Raw genomic sequence first — 19,356 nt, 5'->3', positions numbered from 1 at the left:
AAATGAAATTATATGGTTCAGTAACAAGTCCCTATGTCAGAAAAGTAAGAGTAACTTTAATTGAGAAAAAAATTGATTTTAACCTTGAGCAGGGTTATTTAACCGGCAATCCACCAATGATTGATGGCGTAAATCCCTTAGGTAAAGTCCCTGCCTTAGAACTTGATGATGGTACCTTGATATTTGACTCGGCTGTCATTGTTGATTATCTAGAGGGATTAAATCCTGTTGGTCATTTAATTCCTGAAGACAGACATCAGCGTATGTTAGTGAAGCGTTGGGAGGCCTTGTCAGATGGATTGTTAGATGCAGCCGTATTAGTTTTACTGGAAACTCGTCGTGATAATCCAGCTGAACGTTCACAAGCTTGGATTGATAAACAACAGAGCAAGGTTGACCGCGCCATGGCTTACATGTCGCAACAGTTAGGTGAAAAAAATTGGTGTCAGGGTGATGCTTTCACATTGGCAGATATTTCTGTTGGTTCTGCTCTATTATGGATAGAATTTCGTTTCCCAAATCATAATTGGAGAAAACAGTATCCTAACTTAGATCGTTTGGTTACTAAATTAGCTCAACGTAAATCCTTTCAAGATACCCCACCGCAAGGTTAATCAGGTAATTAAGCAAAAAGCCATTGTTGACTAACAATGGCTTTTGGTTTTTTAAATCATTTAACAACTATCCCGTCTGGTTTAGGATTATTTAATTATTCCTCCACCAAGGCATATTTCATTACTATACACTACAGCAGATTGACCGGGTGTAATGGCCCACTGAGGTTCTGTGAAAGATAAACTAAAACCGTCACTGCTATTGGTTAAATGACACGTTGCGTCCTGTTGACGATAGCGAGTTTTAGCACTTAAAGCGTGGTCATTTGCGGGGGGCATCCCACTAATCCAAGATATATCTTGAGCGTCCAGATTCTGTTTCAGTAATAATGAATGATTATGGCCTTGCACAACAATTAAAGTGTTTGTTTCTACAATTTTATCTGCAACAAACCACGGTTCTCCTGCACCACCAATCCCTAGACCTTGGCGTTGACCAATGGTGTAATACATTAAGCCTTGATGTATCCCCACTTCTTTCCCGTCAGGAGTCATCATCGGTCCTGGTTCTTTCGGTAAATAGCGTTGTAAAAACTCTCTAAAGGGGCGTTCACCAATAAAACAAATTCCTGTGGAGTCTTTTTTGGTGGCTGTGGGAAGACCTGCTTCTTTGGCAATCTCACGAACTTGGCTTTTATGGAGTTCACCCACTGGAAATAATGTATTTTTTAATTGGTTTTGGTTGAGACGATATAAAAAATAACTTTGATCTTTACTCGGGTCTAACCCCTTTAATAGTTGGAATTGACCGTTTACTTCGCGGACTCGAGCATAGTGTCCTGTCGCAATATAGTCTGCACCAAGAGAATAGGCGTGATCTAAAAAGGCCTTAAACTTAATTTCTGAGTTACATAAAATATCAGGGTTCGGTGTACGCCCTGCACGGTATTCAGTGAGAAAGTTTTGGAAGACACGCTCTTGATATTCTTGCGAAAAATTGACCGCTTCAATCTCAATACCCAGAAGATCTGCCACGGATGCGGCGTCAACTAAATCTTCTCTGGCATTACACTCTTCATCGTCTTCCCAGTTTTTCATGAAAAGACCAATAACTTCGTAACCTTGTTTTTTTAACAGTAGGGCGGTGACGGAGGAATCTACGCCACCTGACATCCCAACTATGACACGTTTTGTCATGATAAGACTGATCTGTACTTATGAGTTATGTTTATGTTTTTTATGGTGCTTTTTAACTGCTTTACTAGCATGGTGAGCTTTACTTTGTTTATGGTGTTTTTTAGGCTTCGCTTCGCTATTATCCATGGCAGCGTTAGCAGGCTGTGGAGCAGGACTTGCTAGGGGCATTTGTTGCATTGGTGCGTTACTGGGTTGAGCGGGTAGAGCATCTGCTGCAAATACATTAACAGAGAGGACACTAACTACAACTGATATTAGAGATACGATTCTCATGACAACTCCTTTCTTATCTTACAAAAAATCTGGGGTGCCTATAAGACACCCCATATTATGTTAACGCAAGTTGACTAATAAACGTATTATTTTTTAGTCAATATAGTCATAACCTGGGAGAGTGAGGAACTCAACGAAGTCGTCTGAAGTGGTTAGCTCATCAAACATTTTCGCAGCGTCATCATATTTCCCTTTAGCGTATTGCGCGTCACCCAATTCTTCTTTGATCTTGTTGAGTTCAGAGGGAAGTAATTCACGGAACAGCTCGTTAGTCACTTTACGTCCGTCGGCTAATACGCCATGAGGAGAGCGAATCCATTGCCAAATTTGTGCGCGTGAAATTTCTGCTGTAGCAGCATCTTCCATTAGATTATGAATCGGAACACACCCTACGCCAGCAAGCCAAGCACCAAGGTACTGAAGGCCAATATTAATATTCATCCGCAAACCTTCCTCGGTAATTGGGCCACGAGGAGCGAAGTTAAGCAGATCCTGTGCGCTACTATTCACATCATCACGCTGACGTGAGATTTGATTAGGAGTGGTCATATGTTGGTTGAATACTTCCATTGCCACTGGCACTAAGCCAGGATGAGCGACCCATGTACCATCGTAGCCGTCGGTTGCTTCACGAGTTTTATCTTCACGCACTTTGGTTAGCGCAGCGTTATTGGCAGCTTCGTTGTTCTTGATTGGAATCTGTGCTGCCATCCCACCCATTGCAAACGCACCACGTTTGTGACAAGTCTTAACTAAAAGAAGCGCATAAGCACGCATAAAAGGAGAGGTCATCGTAACTAAGTTACGGTCAGCTAAAATGAAATTCGGGTCTTTACGGAATTTTTTAATACAGCTAAAAATATAATCCCAACGTCCGGAGTTAAGTCCAGCGCTGTGATCTCTTAATTCATAAAGAATTTCATCCATTTCAAAGGTAGCAAGCACTGTTTCAATGAGCACAGTCGCTTTAATTGTTCCCACTGGGAGTCCAATAGCCTGTTGTGCTGCGACAAATATATCATTCCATAAACGGGCTTCAAGGTGACTTTCCATTTTAGGAAGATAAAAGTAAGGACCACTGCCGCGTGCTAAGAGATTTTTAGCGTTGTGGAAGAAGTACAAGGCAAAATCAAAAATACCCCCTGAGATCGGCTTACCATCAATCAGAATATGTTTTTCATTTAAATGCCATCCGCGTGGACGAACAAATAACACAGCGGGTTTATCACTTAGTTTGTACTGCTTGCCTTCAGGGCTAGTAAAATCAATGGTACGGTTAACTGCATCACGAATGTTAATTTGGCCTCGTACGGAATTATCCCAAGTTGGGGTGGTGGAGTCTTCAAAGTCCGCCATGAAAACCTTAGCGCCAGAATTAAGGGCATTAATAACCATTTTTCTGTCGGTAGGACCTGTGATTTCAACTCGTCGATCTTGGATATCGGCAGGGCAAGGTGCTACCTTCCAGTCACCAGAGCGAATGTGGGCTGTTTGTGGGTTAAAATCAGGGCGCACGCCTTGGTCAAACTCTTTTTGACGTTGTTCGCGCTGTGCCAACAATTCTTGGCGACGTGGTTCAAATTGACGACTTAAATTGGCTAGGAAAGCCAATGCATCAGGGGTTAAGATTGACTCATAATCAGGGTGAATCGGTGCAGTAATAGTAAGGCCTTGTGGCCAAGCGGGTGCGTTCATAATAGCCTCATTCAAAAACGATAAGTTCAAGCAACATATAAGTATAAGGTAAACTGATAAGACAGGAAAGGTTCAAAAAAAATCCTACCTCAGGATCGCCAAGGTAGGATTTCCACCTACTTCATCTACTCAGACTAATTAATTAATGAAACTGCTCTTCTTCGGTAGAACCGGTGAGCGCTGTAGTAGATGACTCCCCCCCCTGGATTACTTGTGTTACCTCATCAAAATAACCTGTACCCACTTCACGTTGGTGACGTGTTGCGGTGTAACCAATTTTTTCTGCTGCAAATTCTGCTTCTTGAAGCTTAACATAAGATGTCATGCCGTCACGTGCGTAACCATGAGCAAGATCATACATACCATAGTTCAAGGAATGGAAGCCGGCTAGTGTAATAAACTGGAATTTATAACCCATCGCACCTAATTCACGTTGGAATTTGGCAATAGTGGCATCATCTAAATGCTTTTTCCAGTTAAAGGAAGGTGAGCAGTTGTAGGCCAGCATTTTGTTTGGATACACTTTACGAATGGCTTCTGCGAACTGACGGGCGAACTCTAAATCGGGTTTGCCGGTCTCACACCAAACCATATCAGCTACTTCAGCATAGGCAATGCCGCGTGCAATAGAGGCTTCTAGGCCGTTTCTTACGCGATAGAAACCCTCTGAGGTTCTCTCACCAGTACAAAATGGTTTATCTCTCGGATCAACATCTGAGGTAAGCAAATTAGCAGCCTCTGCATCTGTTCTTGCTAATAAAACAGTGGGAACACCCATAATATCAGCAGCCAAACGAGCAGCTACAAGTTTTTGTACCGCCTCTTGAGTTGGAACTAATACTTTTCCGCCTAAGTGGCCACATTTTTTCGCTGCCGCCAATTGATCTTCAAAGTGAACGCCGGCGGCTCCTGCTTCAATCATGGCTTTCATCAGTTCGTGTGCATTTAATACACCACCAAAGCCTGCCTCTGCATCAGCAACGATGGGTACATACCAATCAATGTTGGTATTCCCTTCAGCGAAATGCAATTGATCAGCACGACGTAAGGTGTTGTTGATACGTTTTACAACAGTTGGCACTGAGCTGACTGCATACAAACTCTGGTCTGGATACATTTGTAGAGAATCATTGGCGTCACCTGCTACTTGCCAGCCTGATAGATAAATTGCTTTTAAGCCAGCTTTGACTTGTTGCATGGCTTGATTACCTGTTAAGGCGCCAAGAGAATTGACATAGGGTTCTGTGGTACAGCTGTGCCAGAGTTTTTCGGCTCCACGACGGGCTAGTGTGTGTTCAATTTGCAAACTTCCTCTTAAGCGGACAACATCCTCAGCGCTGTAGGGGCGTTTTACGCCATTCCAACGAGGATTTTCTGCCCAGTCTTTTTTTAGTTTTTGAATTTCTGCTTCAACGCTCATTTTATATCTCCAAAGTATTAAGATTGACGGTTATTCCAGCGGAGAATTAACACAAACCACAATTCCATCTTCATCAGCTACTACCCAGTTACCAGGGGTAAAGGTAATACCGGCGAACGTAACAGGTATTGCAGCAGTCCCTTCTCCTTTTTTAACGGATTTACGTGGGTGTGTCCCTATTGCTTGTAATCCGATGGGCATATTGGCAATGGCCTCTGAATCTCTTATACAGCCATAAACAATGATTCCTGCCCAGCCTTGCGTGATGGCCAATTCAGCTAATTGATCACCAACCAAAGCGCAACGGAGGGATCCGCCCCCGTCAACCACTAATACACGGCCATGCCCCGGGGTTTCCAGGGTGGCGCGCACGAGAGTATTGTCTTCGAACACTTTCACTGTCGCAATTTGACCATGAAATGATGTCGAACCACCGTAATTGTAGAAGATAGGGTCAGCGACTAAAGCGCGATCACCTAATTCATCACACAAATCAGCGGTATTGATCATGTCACTATCCTTGTACAATAGTGGGTTGGAAATAATGTTCACTTTTTCCTACCCGAAGTGGTAAGTAAAGATATATCATATATAAGACATAGGACACAAGCTTTTTTTTATTTTGGAGGATTATCTGTCATGTATCAGCATATTAAAATCCCTACTGTAGGCGAAAAAATCACTGTAAATTCAAATGGTTCCCTAAATGTACCCGATCAGCCAATCATTCCTTTCCTTGAGGGCGATGGAACAGGGGTTGATATCACTCCGGTAATGAAAGCGGTCGTTGATGCGGCGGTTGAGAAGAGTTACGGTGGAAAAAGAAAGATTTCTTGGATGGAGGTCTATGCAGGAGAAAAGTCTGTACGTGTGTATGGCGATAACGTCTGGTTGCCAGAGGAGACACTTGATGCTGTTAGAGACTATGTGGTGTCAATTAAAGGGCCATTGACTACTCCTGTAGGAGGCGGTATTCGCTCTATCAACGTAGCACTACGCCAGCAATTAGACCTGTATGTTTGTTTGCGCCCCGTGCGTTGGTTTACCGGTGTCCCTAGTCCAGTGAAAGAGCCTCATAAAACCAATATGGTGATTTTTAGAGAAAACTCTGAAGACATTTACGCGGGTATCGAATGGGAAGCCGAGTCGCCTGAAGCTAAGAAAGTTATTGATTTCTTACAAAAAGAAATGAAAGTAACAGCTATTCGTTTTCCGGCAACCTCAGGAATTGGTATCAAACCCGTGTCAGAAGAGGGAACTGAGAGATTGATGCGTAAAGCCATTCAGTATGCCATTGATAACAACCGTCGCTCAGTTACCATTGTGCATAAAGGTAATATCATGAAATACACTGAAGGCGCTTTTAAAAACTGGGCTTATGCCTTGTGTAAAAAAGAGTTCGGGGCAGAGCTTCTTGATGGTGGTCCTTGGATGAAGTTACCTAACGGTATCATTATCAAAGATGTGATTGCAGATGCCTTTTTACAACAGATTTTATTACGCCCTGATGAGTATGATGTGATTGCTACCATGAATTTAAATGGAGATTACATTTCCGACGCTCTTGCTGCACAGGTTGGGGGGATTGGTATTGCTCCAGGAGCAAATTTATCTGATACCGTTGCTATGTTTGAAGCGACCCATGGTACAGCACCAAAATATGCAGGCAAGGATTATGTTAACCCTGGTTCATTGATACTATCAGCTGAAATGATGCTAAGACATATGGGCTGGGTAGAGGCAGCAGACTTAATTATTCATGCCATGGAAAAAACAATAGCAGCCAAGACTGTCACCTATGATTTTGCTCGATTAATGGATGGTGCAACACAATTATCCTGTTCAGGATTTGGCCAAGCCATGATAAATCAAATGTAATTATTTATGGCATCACTAGCAATAAAAAAGCGGCGTTAAACGCCGCTTTTTCTTGGAAACTAAATTTTTAGATTCAGCTGATATTAGGCAGCTTGAATGTTAGAAGCCTGTTTTCCTTTTGGGCCTTGAGTGACTTCAAAAGACACTTTTTGACCTTCTTTGAGGGTTTTAAATCCACCCATTTGAATTGCTGAGAAGTGTGCGAAAAGATCTTCGCTACCATCATCGGGTGTAATAAAACCATAACCCTTAGAATCGTTGAACCACTTAACTGTACCTGTTGCCATGTTTGCTTTCCTTCAAAAATATGCTCTCAAGAGCCTTGAACACAGTTTGAATATCAAGGCCAGCAAACGGCAATACCGGTGATGCAGACTTCTTGTTACCAAACTTCCACGTATCTTTTTACGCGTTTTATCAGAAAAGTCAAGTGTTTAAGGTTTTTTTTGCATAAAAAGACAATTTACCACTTGAAATGATGCGTCTTAACCACAATTATTAATTATTCGAAAAATAGTTTAGACTTATTTAACCTACAAACACAGCTTAAATCGTTCTTAGTATTACAAATAATATGGTAACTAAAAATCAAGATCAATTATTGGTAGATAAACAAAAAAACAAAGCGAAACCACCCTCGCTTTTTAATGTCATATTGTTAAATGATGATTACACCCCGATGGAATTTGTTATTCAAGTATTACAAAAATTTTTTTCATTAGATATGGAAACGGCTACCCGAATTATGTTAAAAGTTCATACAGAGGGTAGAGGAATTTGCGGAACTTATCCGCGTGATTTAGCAGCCACTAAAGTAAAGAAAGTGCTAGATTTTGCCAAACAAAATCAACACCCTTTGCAGTGTGTCATGGAGGAAATTGGATCATGATTGCTCAAGAGTTAGAAGTAAGTTTACATATGGCTTTCGTGGACGCCAGACAAAAGCGTCACGAGTTTATTACTGTTGAGCATCTCTTGTTGGCTTTAATGGATAATCCTTCGGCGATTGATGTACTACGCGCTTGTGGCGCAGACATCGAGACACTCAGGAAAGAATTGGATGGTTTCGTACAAGAGCATACCCCTATTGTGCCTGGTGATGATGAGGTTGATACTCAACCTACCCTAGGTTTTCAACGGGTTATTCAACGAGCTATTTTGCATGTCCAGTCTTCAGGTAAAAAGGAAGTTACTGGTGCCAACGTACTGGTGGCTATTTTTGGTGAAAAAGATTCACATGCTGTTTATTATCTGCAACAACAGGGTATTACTCGTTTGGATACAGTTAATTACGTGGCTCATGGGATTGCAAAAGTACAGGGAACAAATCAAAAAGAGGAGTCCGGTAATGAACAAGAAACGGATAGTCAATCCTCTGGCGCTTTAACTAGCTTTGCTTTAAATCTAAACGCTCAAGTTAGCGCAGGTAAAATTGATCCATTAATTGGACGTGATAAGGAAGTTGAACGAGTTATTCAAGTTCTATGCCGTCGCCGTAAAAACAATCCTTTATTAGTCGGTGAAGCAGGTGTTGGTAAAACTGCAATAGCTGAAGGATTGGCTTCCCGAATAGTGTCAGGGGATATCCCTGAGGTATTGTCGCAAGCCACTGTTTATTCTTTAGACATGGGGGCTTTACTTGCTGGAACGAAATACCGGGGAGATTTTGAGCAACGGCTAAAAGCGCTATTGAAACAACTGCAAGAAGATACGAATAGTATTTTATTTATTGATGAAATTCATACATTGATCGGTGCGGGTGCGGCCTCAGGCGGTACTCTTGATGCCTCTAATTTATTGAAACCTGCCTTATCAAAAGGTACTTTAAGATGTATAGGTGCTACGACTTACACTGAGTATCGTGGTATTTTTGAGAAAGATCACGCCCTCTCAAGACGCTTTCAAAAGATTGATGTGGTTGAACCTTCAATTGAAGAAACTGTACAGATTCTCAAAGGGCTTAAATCACGTTTTGAGAAACATCATGGTGTACGTTATTCGGAAACTGCGCTGTCTTCCGCAGCTGAGTTATCAGCACGGTTCATTAATGACCGCCATTTACCAGATAAAGCCATTGATGTGATTGATGAAGCGGGAGCTGCACAAAGAATATTACCTAAATCAAAACAACGTAAGGTCATTGGTAAAAGTGAAATTGAGGATATCGTAGCAAAAATTGCCCGCATTCCTCCAAGAAATGTATCTAATGACGATAGGAGTGCTCTTAAAACACTGGACCGTGATTTAAAGGCGGTTGTGTTTGGGCAAGATAAAGCCATTGAAGCATTATCTGCTGCTATCAAAATGGCACGTAGTGGGTTGGGTAATCCGCAAAAACCAATCGGCTCATTCTTGTTTTCAGGGCCCACTGGGGTTGGTAAAACTGAGGTGGCAAGACAATTGGCGTACACACTTGGTGTGGAGTTAATACGTTTTGATATGTCTGAGTACATGGAACCCCATGCTGTTTCACGCTTAATTGGTGCGCCACCAGGATACGTCGGGTTTGATCAAGGTGGGCAACTGACAGAGGCTATTACTAAGCACCCCTATTCAGTTTTATTGCTTGATGAAATTGAAAAAGCCCATCCTGATATTTACAACATCTTATTACAAGTCATGGATCATGGCACTTTGACTGATAACAACGGACGACGTGCAGATTTCAGAAATACAGTTATTATCATGACCACCAATGCAGGAGCGCAGGTATTAACTAAAAACACCATTGGTTTTGTGGAAAGCAAATCTCAAGGGGATGAAATGGCTGATATTAAACGGTTATTTACCCCTGAATTTAGAAATCGTTTAGATGCCATTATTTCTTTTGCACCTCTTGATAAGAGTGTCATTCTACGTGTGGTGGATAAATTCTTATTACAACTAGAAAACCAATTACAAGAGAAACGTGTTGAAGCTAACTTTACAGATGCTCTCCGTGAGTTCTTATCTGAAAAAGGCTTTGATCCATTAATGGGTGCGAGACCAATGGCAAGATTGATTCAAGATACCATTCGTCGAGCACTGGCAGATGAGTTATTGTTTGGTCGTCTTGCAGCCGGTGGTAAAGTCACCATTGATGTTAATGAAGATAAAGAAGTTGAATTGCGTTTTGATGAAACAGAAGAGTTGGGAGTCAGCTAAGTTAATTACACAGCCACAGCCATCGCAATATGGGGATGGCTGTGATAATTGTGAATAACAAAATCATCAAATTGATATTCAAATATTGAATTAGGGCGTCGGCATATTTCCAATTGTGGAAGAGGGTAGGGTTCTCTAGTAAGTTGCTCTTCAATTGCGTTGATGTGATTAGTATAAATATGACAATCACCGCCAGTCCAAACAAATTCCCCTACTTCTAAATCGCATTGTTGTGCGATCATGTGAGTGAGCAGAGCATAAGAGGCAATATTAAATGGAACTCCTAAGCCTGCATCAGCTGAGCGCTGATAAAGCTGGCACGATAATTTACCCTGAGCAACATAGAATTGAAATAAAAGGTGACATGGTGGTAGGGCCATATTTTGAATATCACCCACATTCCATGCTGACACAATGAGCCGTCGTGAATCAGGATTGCTTTTGATTTGTTTGATGACATCAGTAATTTGATCTATCAATTGGCCATCAGCGGTTTGCCATTGTCGCCATTGTTTGCCATAAACAGGTCCTAAGTTACCTGCTTCGTCAGCCCATTCATCCCAAATGCTTACTCCATTATCTTTGAGATATTTAATATTGGTGTCACCGGAGAGAAACCAAATTAACTCATGAATGATAGAACGCAAATGAAGTTTTTTTGTGGTCACCAAAGGAAAACCGGAGGCTAAATCAAAACGCATTTGATAGCCAAAGGTACTGATAGTGCCAACACCTGTACGATCTGTTTTTGTCGTACCGTTTTTTAAGATATGGTGTAAAAAATCCAAATACTGTCGCATGGCAACATGATAACATTATCTCTATGAAAAATGATCAATTTACGTTGCCAAAATGGTATTGGAATCAAGGCGCAGTTAAACGATGTCCCTTGATAATTTATCTGATTGCTGATGCGCTCGAACTAGCTGCGCTTCCCAGTAAAGAATTGTTAGAACAGGTTGTGCGCCAAAGAAAAGGGGAACTTAGTACTTCTCTTAAAGAAGGGGTATTAGCCACTAACCCTGATGGGATTACTTTTTTTTGGGTTACAGTCAACACCCATCAAGATCCTTTTCATATCCACAGCTCACTTGCGAAAGTGGTTAAGCAGCTCCATTCCTTGGCTGTTACTGACGTTGCTGTTGAGTTATATGGTGAAGGGGCAGGACGTTTAGCAGCGAGCGCGTTGTATATCTGTTTGATTAACAACGTAAAACTAATTGAGCATAAAGTCACTAAGAAACCACTTTGGCAACATATTTATTTGAAAGCCCCGCTAGGAACCAAAGAGTCATGTAGCAAGGCCTATATCTTAGCCCGAGCTAATACACTCACACGTTATTTGACTATTAAAGCGCCTAATCACCTCACTCCTGTTGCTTACCGTGACCAATTGAAAGAGTTTGCCAGAAAACATAATTTAAGTTTTCAAGAATGGAATGAGCCTCGTTTAAAAAAGATAGGGGCAGGGGCTTTTCTTGCAGTATCTCAAGGAAGCGACAATCAACAAGCTGCTATTGTAAAAATCAGCTATCAACCCAAGCGGGCGGTTAATCGAATTGCATTGGTTGGCAAAGGGATTTGTTTTGATACGGGGGGGCATAATTTAAAGCCTGCTCGTTACATGCATAATATGCATGAAGACATGAATGGATCTGCGGTGGTGCTTGGTATTCTACAAGCGGCTATTGACTTGTCACTGCCTGTAGCAATTGATGCATGGTTTGCAGTTGCAGAAAATCATATAAGCCCTAAAGCCTACAAGCAAAATGATATCGTCACCGCCTTAAATGGCACAACAATCGAAGTGGTTCATACCGATGCAGAGGGACGTATGGTTTTAGCTGACACTCTAACAATGGCAGAGAGAGCTAAGCCCAATTTAATCATTGATTTTGCAACTTTAACGGGCAGCATGCATGTAGCATTAGGGGCGCGCATGAGTGGAATATTCGTAAATCGACCAGAGTTAATTAGTCTCGCCACTGAGGCAGGTACTGTCATGGGGGAGAGAGTGGTCAGTTTTCCGGCCCCCGATGATTACGATGAGGCTTTAGACAGTCAAGTAGCTGACGTGAAGCAATGCACGTTGACGGGAGAAGCGGATCACATATTAGCGGTTCGTTTTCTATCTAAATTTATTAATAATACTCCTTGGATTCATGTGGATCTTTCCGCTTCTAGGAATGAAGGGGGGTTAGGGGCTGTACTGTCTGATGTGACAGGGTTTGGGGTATTGTGGGGTGCACAATTTATAGACAGTTGGGCTAAAAAAGAGCTATAATCAAAATCTTGGATATGAAAGAGCAATAAAAAGTGGGCCTTGAGCCCATTTTTTATTCGTGCAAAGCAAAGTAAGAGGGTTAAATAGTGCAACTTTCCGCAGTGGACAGTTTGATAGAAAAAATTGTAACTGGTATGTCTTTTGAATGCGTTGATATTGAACGCTCTGGACGTGGGATGTTGCGTGTATTTATTGATTCGCCCCAGGGTATAACGGTTGATGACTGCGCTTTGGTCAGTAATCAGCTGACCCGTGCTTTTGCAGTTGAGGGGGTGGATTTTGATCGGTTAGAGGTTTCCTCTCCTGGTCTAGATAGACCACTTAAAAAACCTGCAGACTTTGAGCGCTTTCTTGAATATGAAGTTAAATTAAAAGTTCGTGTGCCACGTAACGGACAAAGAAATTTTGTGGGGCAACTGGTAAGTGCAAATGAAACATCGTTTAGCTTATTGGTTGAGGGAACTGAAGAACCGCTGTCATTTGAGTATGCCGATATAGAGCGTGCTCACTTGGTACCAGAATTTTAGTGAGGAAATTATGAGCAAAGATGTTTTGTTGTTAGTTGATGCTCTGGCTCGTGAAAAAAACGTCGAGCCTGAAATTGTATTTACTGCCCTTGAAATGGCGTTGGCATCAGCTACCCGAAAAAAATTCGGTGAAGAAGATTTTGATGTACGTGTGAGCATCAATCGACAAACCGGAGATTTTTCCTCATTCCGTGTTTGGCGTGTGGTAAATGACTCAGATTGGTTGTCAGAGTTCCAAGAAATGCCTTTATCCCAAGCTAAGTTGCAATACCCCGATATTCAAGCGGGGGAAGTGATTGAAGAGCCTCTGGAATCCATCGACTTTGGTCGAATTGGTGCGCAAGCAGCGAAACAAGTTATTTTTCAAAAAATACGCGATGCCGAGCGTGAACAAATTCTCAATGACTTTCTTGAAAGGCAAGAGTTTTTGGTTACGGGTACAGTTAAGCGTATGGATCGTGGTAATGCGATTGTGGAGTCGGGCCGTATTGAGGCAGTATTACCTCGTGATCAGATGATTCAAAAAGAAAACTTACGTGTTGGTGATCGTGTGCGTGGTTACTTAATGCGTGTTGAGCGTGGTGGTAGAGGACCGCAATTGATTCTTTCTCGAATCGCTTCTGAGTTTATTGTTAAATTGTTTGAATTAGAAGTTCCCGAGATTGAAGAAGGGTTACTTGAGATCAAATCCGCAGCACGTGATCCCGGTATTCGTGCAAAAATTGCTGTTAAATCAAACGATCGTCGTCTGGACCCTATTGGTACATGTGTGGGTATGCGAGGTTCTCGTGTTCAGGCTGTTACTGGTGAGTTAGGTGGTGAACGAGTTGATATTGTTTTGTGGTCTGAAGATCCAGCTCAATTTGTGATCAATGCATTGGCTCCTGCAGAGGTCAACTCAATTCGAGTTGATGAGGATAAGCACAGCATGGATGTGGTTGTAGATGAAGAACAACTTGCACTAGCTATTGGTCGTAGTGGACAAAACGTTCGTCTAGCTTCAGAGCTGACAGGCTGGGAGCTTAACATCATGACTGAAGCTCAGGCTAGAGAGAAAGATGATGTAGAGTCTTCTCACCTTAGAGATCTATTTGTTTCACGACTTGATGTGGATGAGGAAGTGGCTGATATTTTGATTCAAGAAGGGTTTACCTCTCTTGAAGAAGTTGCTTACGTCCCGCTCAATGAAATGCTTGAAATAGAGGCTTTTGATGAAGATACAGTTAATGAATTGCGTGCTCGCGCACGTAATGCGTTATTAACTGAAGCTATCGCATCAGAAGAAAAAGTTGAACATGCGGCAGAAGATTTGCAACATATGAAAGGGATGGATAGTGAAACTGCCCATCTTCTTGCAAATAACGGTATAACCACGATTCAAGAATTAGCAGATCTTGCTACCGATGAATTATCTGAATTAACTGGATTGGATGAAGAGCGTGCCCGTGAATTAATTATGACGGCCCGCGCTCCTTTGTTCGAGTAAGGCCATGGAGACCTTGAATGGCAAAAACAAATGTTCTGGATTTTGCAAATGAACTCAAAGTTACAGCTGAAACGCTGATTGAGCAGTTAAATGCTGCGGGTGTAAATAAACAATCCGCAGATGACTCTTTGTCTGAGCAAGACAAGACTCAATTATTAGAGTACCTACGAGAGCAGCATGGACGTAGTGAACCTAAAACTAGAATTACCTTAACGCGTAAACAGACTACAGAAATTAAAAAAGCTGACTCAACCACTGGTAAAGCCAGAACGATTCAGGTTGAAGTTAGAAAAAAACGTGTTCTAGTTAAACGTGACGCAAAAGACCTTAAATCTGAAGAGCCTATTACAGCGGAAGAATCCGTAGCACCCGTTGAACAGATAATTGAGCCTGTTGTAGAAACTCCTATAGTTGAAGTGGTTCCTCCTGTTCAACCTGAAATTGAGGCTGTTATTGAAGAAGTTATAGAGCCAGTTGAAGCGCCTTCTGTGGAAGAACCTGAGGAAGTTATTGAATCAGTAGTTCAGCCAGTTGAGGAGGAGCCTTCTCCTGTAGAGGAAGCTCCTGCAGCAAAAGTTAAAATTGTTAAAAAACCTTTTTCGGCTATTGACGAAGGGCAGCTTGCAATTCGTGAAGCTGAAGCGAAAAGACAGGCTGAATTACGTGCGTTACAAGCGGCAGACCTGCAAGCAAAACAAGAACGTTTACGAGCTAAACGTGAGGCAGAAGAAAAAGCTCAAGCTGAAGCACAGGCTTCTATGTTGGCTGCGGCTGAAAAAGCAAAAAGTAAGACTGCCAAGCCGGAGAAAGCGAAGGCTGAGAAGTCAGGTACTCTACATCGCCCTGTTGTGACTGAGGAAGCAAAATCTCATGCCAAGAAGGGTAAAAAAGGAGTATCTGAAAAATCTCCACAATGGATGGATGAAGGCGTTAAAAAACGCACCATTAAAACACGCGGTGACGTAATGTCAGGGACCACAGGTTGGCGTGACCCTAAGGCACGACACGGCAAAAAACATCAAGATAATAATCAACATGCTTTCTCAGCGCCAACTGAACCGATGGTTCATGAGGTGCTCATACCCGAGACCATAACCGTTGCGGTGTTGGCACAAAAAATGGCTGTGAAAGCTGCAGAAGTCATTAAAGCTCTTATGAAAATGGGTATGATGGTCACCATCAACCAAGTGCTAGATCAAGAAACCGCTATGATTGTGGTAGAAGATTTAGGTCACGTCGCAAAACCTGCTAAGTTAGATGATCCTGAGGCATTACTTGCTGAAACAGGTACGCAGCATGAAGATGCCATACTTGAGCCAAGGGCCCCAGTTGTCACTGTTATGGGACACGTGGACCATGGTAAAACTTCATTGCTTGATTACATTCGTCGTACCAGAGTGGCAAGTGGAGAAGCCGGTGGAATTACTCAGCATATAGGTGCTTATCACGTTAATACGGCTAAAGGTATTGTCACTTTCTTAGACACTCCAGGACATGAGGCTTTTACCGCGATGCGTGCACGTGGTGCTCAGGCAACTGATATTGTTATTCTAGTGGTGGCTGCGGACGATGGCGTTATGCCCCAAACTATTGAAGCTATTCATCATATTAAGGCGGCTAAGGTTCCTGTGGTTGTAGCGGTTAATAAAATTGATAAGCCTGAAGCTAACTACGAGAGAATTAAATCAGAATTAGTTGCTCATGAGATCTTGCCGGAAGAATATGGTGGTGACGCACAGTTTGTCCCAGTATCAGCTAAAACGGGTCAGGGAATTGACGACCTGTTAGATTCCGTTTTGCTGCAAGCGGAAGTGTTGGAATTAAAAGCCGCTCGTAACACCCCGGCTAAAGGAATTGTGATTGAAGCACAGTTAGATAAAGGTCGTGGTCCGGTAGCAACAGTACTTGTTCAGTCAGGAACATTAACACGAGGTGATATTGTATTGGCAGGATCATCTTTTGGCCGTGTTCGTGCTATGTTAGACGAAACGGGTCACCCAATTGATAAGGCTGGTCCATCTATTCCTGTTGAAATACAAGGTTTAACAGAAGTGCCAGTTGCCGGAGAAGAGTTAATTGTTCTCAATGATGAACGTAAAGCTCGTGAGATTGCTCTTTTCAGACAAGGAAAATTCCGCGATGTAAAACTAGCCAAGCAACAAGCAGCTAAACTTGAGAATATGTTTGAGCAAATGGGTGAGAGTGGAACTAAAATTCTTTCCATTATCATCAAGGCTGATGTGCAAGGGTCTTATGAAGCGCTGTCCCAGTCATTACAAAAACTTTCAACTGAAGAAGTACGGGTTAATATCGTTCACTCAGCGGTAGGTGGTATTACAGAATCAGATGTTAATTTAGCTTTAGCATCAAAAGCAGTGATTATTGGTTTTAATACCCGAGCCGATGCCACAGCAAGAAAATTGATCGCATCAAGTGGTGTGGATGTTCGTTACTACGATATTATTTATGCCGCAGTTGATGATGTGAAGCTTGCTCTGTCTGGCATGCTTTCACCAGATCGTAAAGAAAATATCATTGGTCTGGTTGAGATTCGTGAAGTATTTAGAATCTCTAAAGTGGGTGCGGTTGCTGGATGTTATGTTTTAGAAGGTACAGTGAAACGTGGTTCAGGTGTTCGTCTCCTTCGTGATAACGTTGTCATACATTCAGGGGAATTGGATTCATTGAAACGCTTTAAAGATGACGTCAAAGAAGTTAAGGCAGGCTTTGAATGTGGTTTATCTTTGAAGAATTATAATGACATTCAAGTGAGCGATAAGCTTGAAGTATTTGAAGTAGTGGAAGTGGCTCGTTCTCTTTAATTAATATGGCTAATTTTCCTCGTTCACGACGAATTGCAGATCAGATTCAACGGGACTTATCTGACATACTAAGACGGGATTTTCGTGATCCACGTCTTGGTATGGTGACTATTACTGATGTCGATGTATCACGCGATTTTTCTCATGCAACAATTTATATCAGCTCTCTTCAAGGTAATGAGGTATTGGCCGCTTCCGTTACTGCCTTATCAGAAGGAGCGGGTTACCTACGTTCATTACTAGGTAAACGATTGTCATTGCGTGTACTACCACAATTACATTTTGTTGCTGATACGACTCTTGATCGCGCCATTAGTTTGAGTTCACTAATTGACCAAGCTATCGCAGATGACAGTAAACATCCCAAAGACTAACGCTGTTCAGTTCAAGGCTCCTTTTGAGGAGGTATCTGGTGTTTTACTTCTTAATAAGCCCTTTGGGCTTACCTCAAATACTGCTTTACAACGCGCCAGACATTTGTTGCGTGCCAAAAAAGCTGGGCATACCGGTACTCTTGATCCTCATGCAACGGGTTTGTTGCCTTTGTGTTTTGGTGAAGCCACTAAGTTTTCTCAGTGGATACTCGATGCACCAAAAGGATATATTGCAACATTAAAACTGGGTTATGTGAGTGACACGTTAGATGGTGAGGGGGTTATCAGTAAATACTCTGACGTGAACATTGATCTCTCTCAGGTTGAAGGTGTCCTCAATGCCATGATTGGTGTACAACATCAAACACCTCCCATGCATGCTGCCATTAAAGTGCAAGGAAAACCGTTGTATAGCTATGCACGTTCAGGGCAAACTATTGAACGACAGCCAAGAGTAATTGATATATTACGTTGCCGTCTTATCTCTCTAGATACCGATTTACTAACAATAGAGTGCCTTGTGAGTAAAGGAACTTATATTAGAGTAATGGCCTCTGATATCGGTGAAAAGTTAGGTTGTGGAGCATATTTGACTGCTTTGCAAAGAGTAAGTACCGGGCCCTATCAGTTACACGATGCAGTAGAACTATCTGATTTAATGGCTATGTCAGAAACTAAACGACGAGAATGTTTACTCCCATCTGATAGTCTTTTATCAGGAGTATCATCGCTTCATTTAGACAGTGTTCATGCAGAGGATATGAAATGTGGACGCATAATCACATTATCTGAATATAAACCATTGGGACTATATAAAGTTTATGATCCTTTAAATTGTTTTTTGGGTTTATGCGAATTATTTACAGAAAACAAATTGCGTCCAATTCGATTAATGGCAACACATACACAAAAGTGAGTTTATCTTGAGACATCATGCACATGGACACGGCTCTTCTAGCCCCTCTCCAAACTTATTTAACGCCAGTGATTTTAAAGCGATTAAATCTTTAGTTCCTTACTTAATGGCTTTTAAAGGTCGTGTGTTGGTTGCTTTAATATGTTTGATACTAGCGAAAGTATCTAATGTCGCTATTCCCCTTGCACTAAAATCAATTATCGATGCCCTAGATCCCAAACATCAACTCTTGTTATTACCTATTTCATGGATTATTGCGTATGGTGTGTTACGTTTTTCAACCACTTTGTTTAATGAATTAAGAGATGGTGGCATTCCCCCAATCTAGTAGACATGTATTATTATCAACTAAGAAAGGGGAAAATCATGAAACGAACTCACTACTCGGCTGAGTTTAAGGCTGAAGCGGTAAAGCCAGTTGTTGAAAAAGGTCATTCTGTTGTTGATGTGGCCAAACGCTTAGGTTTTGGCGAAGGACTTTTATATCACTGGGTCAGGTTGAGTAGACTACCTCAAGAGCCGGTGCTTGACGACATGAAATCTATTCGTGAGGAAAACGCCAGGCTCAGAGCTGAATTAAAGCGAACGACTGAGGAGCGCGATATTTTAAAAAAGGCAACGGCGTACTTTGCAAAGCAGCAAGGGTGAAGTACGCTTTTATTCAAGCACACCGAGGTGAGTTTAGGTTGCTGAGCATGTGTCGCATTCTGAAGGTGCATAGAAGCGGTTTCTATGCTTGGCTCAAGAAGCCTTTGTCGCCAAGGTCTGTAGCTAATGAGTCGTTGT

At 42.0% G+C, this 19,356-nt stretch carries 19 protein-coding genes; 12 read left to right on the top strand and 7 right to left on the bottom strand.

Annotated elements, in window-relative coordinates; genetic code table 11:
• Positions 1-2 precede the first annotated feature (2 nt).
• Positions 3-614: a glutathione S-transferase family protein gene (locus FV185_RS08515; RefSeq protein ID WP_067496467.1), complete on the top strand. Its 612-nt coding sequence runs from the start codon at positions 3-5 to the stop codon at positions 612-614.
• An 87-nt stretch (positions 615-701) separates the two neighbouring features.
• On the opposite strand, the gene mnmA is transcribed toward FV185_RS08515, so the two are convergent.
• From mnmA to rraA, 5 genes are all read right to left on the bottom strand, one after another.
• Positions 702-1,754: a tRNA 2-thiouridine(34) synthase MnmA gene (gene mnmA, locus FV185_RS08510; protein ID WP_156474227.1), complete on the bottom strand. Its 1,053-nt coding sequence runs from the start codon at positions 1,752-1,754 to the stop codon at positions 702-704.
• 15 nt (positions 1,755-1,769) lie between these two features.
• The gene (locus FV185_RS08505; protein ID WP_067496461.1) at positions 1,770-2,024 is read right to left on the bottom strand and encodes a hypothetical protein; all 255 of its coding nucleotides are present in this window, start codon (positions 2,022-2,024) and stop codon (positions 1,770-1,772) included.
• A 93-nt stretch (positions 2,025-2,117) separates the two neighbouring features.
• Positions 2,118-3,719: a malate synthase A gene (aceB, locus tag FV185_RS08500; RefSeq protein ID WP_067496459.1), complete on the bottom strand. Its 1,602-nt coding sequence runs from the start codon at positions 3,717-3,719 to the stop codon at positions 2,118-2,120.
• A 142-nt stretch (positions 3,720-3,861) separates the two neighbouring features.
• Positions 3,862-5,139: an isocitrate lyase gene (aceA, locus tag FV185_RS08495; RefSeq protein WP_067496456.1), complete on the bottom strand. Its 1,278-nt coding sequence runs from the start codon at positions 5,137-5,139 to the stop codon at positions 3,862-3,864.
• A gap of 30 nt (positions 5,140-5,169) precedes the next feature.
• Positions 5,170-5,649 carry a ribonuclease E activity regulator RraA gene (rraA, locus tag FV185_RS08490; RefSeq protein ID WP_067496453.1) on the bottom strand — a complete coding sequence of 160 codons (480 nt, stop codon included), beginning with the start codon at positions 5,647-5,649 and terminating at the stop codon, positions 5,170-5,172.
• A 129-nt stretch (positions 5,650-5,778) separates the two neighbouring features.
• Between rraA and icd the strand changes: the two genes are divergently transcribed.
• Positions 5,779-7,017: an NADP-dependent isocitrate dehydrogenase gene (gene icd, locus FV185_RS08485; RefSeq protein WP_067496450.1), complete on the top strand. Its 1,239-nt coding sequence runs from the start codon at positions 5,779-5,781 to the stop codon at positions 7,015-7,017.
• Between the two features lie 83 nt (positions 7,018-7,100).
• Here the strand turns inward: icd and cspE are convergent, their stop codons facing one another.
• Entirely contained in the window at positions 7,101-7,304 is a 204-nt protein-coding gene (gene cspE / locus FV185_RS08480) for a transcription antiterminator/RNA stability regulator CspE (RefSeq protein WP_056929853.1), read from the bottom strand.
• Between the two features lie 287 nt (positions 7,305-7,591).
• Here cspE and clpS point away from each other — a divergent pair, with 287 nt between their 5' ends.
• Both clpS and clpA read left to right on the top strand, forming a co-directional pair.
• Complete coding sequence (gene clpS / locus FV185_RS08475; RefSeq protein WP_067496447.1) at positions 7,592-7,906, top strand: ATP-dependent Clp protease adapter ClpS; 315 nt, start codon at positions 7,592-7,594, stop codon at positions 7,904-7,906.
• A complete protein-coding gene (gene clpA / locus FV185_RS08470) occupies positions 7,903-10,161 on the top strand; it encodes an ATP-dependent Clp protease ATP-binding subunit ClpA (protein ID WP_067496445.1) in 2,259 nt (752 codons plus the stop codon). Before clpS ends, clpA begins: the two co-directional genes overlap by 4 nt.
• A 5-nt stretch (positions 10,162-10,166) precedes the next feature.
• Here clpA and FV185_RS08465 read toward each other — a convergent pair whose 3' ends face one another.
• On the bottom strand, positions 10,167-10,961 hold the full coding sequence (locus FV185_RS08465) for a thymidylate synthase (protein ID WP_067496442.1): 795 nt from the start codon (positions 10,959-10,961) through the stop codon (positions 10,167-10,169).
• 23 nt (positions 10,962-10,984) lie between these two features.
• Here FV185_RS08465 and FV185_RS08460 point away from each other — a divergent pair, with 23 nt between their 5' ends.
• The 8 genes from FV185_RS08460 (at position 10,985) to FV185_RS08425 (ending at position 19,218) form a co-directional block, all read left to right on the top strand.
• Positions 10,985-12,445: a M17 family metallopeptidase gene (locus FV185_RS08460; RefSeq protein ID WP_067496439.1), complete on the top strand. Its 1,461-nt coding sequence runs from the start codon at positions 10,985-10,987 to the stop codon at positions 12,443-12,445.
• An 86-nt stretch (positions 12,446-12,531) separates the two neighbouring features.
• The gene (gene rimP / locus FV185_RS08455; protein ID WP_197457848.1) at positions 12,532-12,972 is read left to right on the top strand and encodes a ribosome maturation factor RimP; all 441 of its coding nucleotides are present in this window, start codon (positions 12,532-12,534) and stop codon (positions 12,970-12,972) included.
• Between the two features lie 10 nt (positions 12,973-12,982).
• Positions 12,983-14,458 carry a transcription termination factor NusA gene (gene nusA / locus FV185_RS08450; RefSeq protein ID WP_067496436.1) on the top strand — a complete coding sequence of 492 codons (1,476 nt, stop codon included), beginning with the start codon at positions 12,983-12,985 and terminating at the stop codon, positions 14,456-14,458.
• A 17-nt stretch (positions 14,459-14,475) separates the two neighbouring features.
• Positions 14,476-17,280, top strand: a complete 2,805-nt coding sequence (infB, locus tag FV185_RS08445; RefSeq protein WP_067496433.1) for a translation initiation factor IF-2 — start codon at positions 14,476-14,478, stop codon at positions 17,278-17,280.
• A gap of 5 nt (positions 17,281-17,285) precedes the next feature.
• Positions 17,286-17,654, top strand: coding sequence for a 30S ribosome-binding factor RbfA (gene rbfA / locus FV185_RS08440; protein WP_067496428.1), 369 nt, complete (start codon positions 17,286-17,288; stop codon positions 17,652-17,654).
• Positions 17,629-18,570 (top strand): tRNA pseudouridine(55) synthase TruB, encoded by a 942-nt coding sequence (truB, locus tag FV185_RS08435; RefSeq protein ID WP_067496427.1) that lies wholly within the window; start codon positions 17,629-17,631, stop codon positions 18,568-18,570. Before rbfA ends, truB begins: the two co-directional genes overlap by 26 nt.
• A 7-nt stretch (positions 18,571-18,577) precedes the next feature.
• Positions 18,578-18,898 carry an ABC transporter ATP-binding protein gene (locus FV185_RS08430; protein WP_067496423.1) on the top strand — a complete coding sequence of 107 codons (321 nt, stop codon included), beginning with the start codon at positions 18,578-18,580 and terminating at the stop codon, positions 18,896-18,898.
• Between the two features lie 38 nt (positions 18,899-18,936).
• Positions 18,937-19,218, top strand: coding sequence for a transposase (locus FV185_RS08425; protein WP_067496421.1), 282 nt, complete (start codon positions 18,937-18,939; stop codon positions 19,216-19,218).
• Positions 19,219-19,356 lie beyond the last annotated feature (138 nt).

This window comes from Ferrovum sp. PN-J185, from assembly GCF_001581925.1.
In the GTDB taxonomy this organism is placed as follows: domain Bacteria; phylum Pseudomonadota; class Gammaproteobacteria; order Burkholderiales; family Ferrovaceae; genus PN-J185.
The sequence above is the reverse complement of the archived record's forward strand: the minus strand, read 5'-3'. Positions and strand labels throughout refer to the sequence as shown.

Coding starts and splice junctions, on each gene's coding strand:
- FV185_RS08515 (WP_067496467.1), top strand. CDS start 3: ATGAAATTATATGGTTCAGTAACAAGTCCCTATGTCAGAAAAGTAAGA.
- FV185_RS08505 (WP_067496461.1), bottom strand. CDS start 2,024: ATGAGAATCGTATCTCTAATATCAGTTGTAGTTAGTGTCCTCTCTGTT.
- aceB (WP_067496459.1), bottom strand. CDS start 3,719: ATGAACGCACCCGCTTGGCCACAAGGCCTTACTATTACTGCACCGATT.
- aceA (WP_067496456.1), bottom strand. CDS start 5,139: ATGAGCGTTGAAGCAGAAATTCAAAAACTAAAAAAAGACTGGGCAGAA.
- rraA (WP_067496453.1), bottom strand. CDS start 5,649: ATGATCAATACCGCTGATTTGTGTGATGAATTAGGTGATCGCGCTTTA.
- icd (WP_067496450.1), top strand. CDS start 5,779: ATGTATCAGCATATTAAAATCCCTACTGTAGGCGAAAAAATCACTGTA.
- cspE (WP_056929853.1), bottom strand. CDS start 7,304: ATGGCAACAGGTACAGTTAAGTGGTTCAACGATTCTAAGGGTTATGGT.
- clpS (WP_067496447.1), top strand. CDS start 7,592: ATGGTAACTAAAAATCAAGATCAATTATTGGTAGATAAACAAAAAAAC.
- clpA (WP_067496445.1), top strand. CDS start 7,903: ATGATTGCTCAAGAGTTAGAAGTAAGTTTACATATGGCTTTCGTGGAC.
- FV185_RS08465 (WP_067496442.1), bottom strand. CDS start 10,961: ATGCGACAGTATTTGGATTTTTTACACCATATCTTAAAAAACGGTACG.
- FV185_RS08460 (WP_067496439.1), top strand. CDS start 10,985: ATGAAAAATGATCAATTTACGTTGCCAAAATGGTATTGGAATCAAGGC.
- nusA (WP_067496436.1), top strand. CDS start 12,983: ATGAGCAAAGATGTTTTGTTGTTAGTTGATGCTCTGGCTCGTGAAAAA.
- infB (WP_067496433.1), top strand. CDS start 14,476: ATGGCAAAAACAAATGTTCTGGATTTTGCAAATGAACTCAAAGTTACA.
- rbfA (WP_067496428.1), top strand. CDS start 17,286: ATGGCTAATTTTCCTCGTTCACGACGAATTGCAGATCAGATTCAACGG.
- truB (WP_067496427.1), top strand. CDS start 17,629: ATGACAGTAAACATCCCAAAGACTAACGCTGTTCAGTTCAAGGCTCCT.
- FV185_RS08425 (WP_067496421.1), top strand. CDS start 18,937: ATGAAACGAACTCACTACTCGGCTGAGTTTAAGGCTGAAGCGGTAAAG.